1 protein-coding gene is annotated in these 439 nt (G+C 74.7%); it reads right to left on the bottom strand.

Annotated elements, in window-relative coordinates; genetic code table 11:
* Positions 1-431: response regulator (locus tag BN4575_RS22995; protein ID WP_141689929.1), on the bottom strand; the 431-nt coding region annotated here is incomplete at its 3' end.
* Positions 432-439: the final 8 nt, after the last annotated feature.

The following is a 439-nucleotide window of genomic DNA, read 5'->3' as shown; positions in this document are numbered from 1 at the left end:
ACGTACGCCCGCCGCGTGGCCTCGTCGACGACGAGCGGCAGCGGCGCGGGGGCGTCGCTGAGCAGCGCGGGCCGCGCGGCGCGGCGCAGGACGGCGCGCACGCGCGCCACGATCTCCCGCGGCGAGAACGGCTTCGTGACGTAGTCGTCGGCGCCGGTCTCGAGCGCGGCGACGCGGTCGGCCTCGCTGTCGCGGCTCGACAGGACGATGATCGCGGCGCGCGCCGCGCTCCGCCGCACCTGGCCGATGAGGTCGAAGCCGCTGCCGTCGGGGAGCATCAGGTCGAGGATGATGAGGTCCGCCTTGTCGATCTCCCGCTCCGCGGTCGCGAGCGTGGTGGCGACCGTGGCCGCGAACCCGTCGCGCCGCAGGAAGTAGGCGATGGACACGGCGATCGCCGGCTCGTCCTCGACGACCAGAACCTTGGCCATGGTCCGGG

This window comes from Aeromonas sp. EERV15 (assembly GCF_900079845.1).
GTDB classification, from domain to species: domain Bacteria; phylum Pseudomonadota; class Gammaproteobacteria; order Enterobacterales; family Aeromonadaceae; genus Aeromonas; species Aeromonas sobria.
The sequence above is the reverse complement of the archived record's forward strand: the minus strand, read 5'-3'. Positions and strand labels throughout refer to the sequence as shown.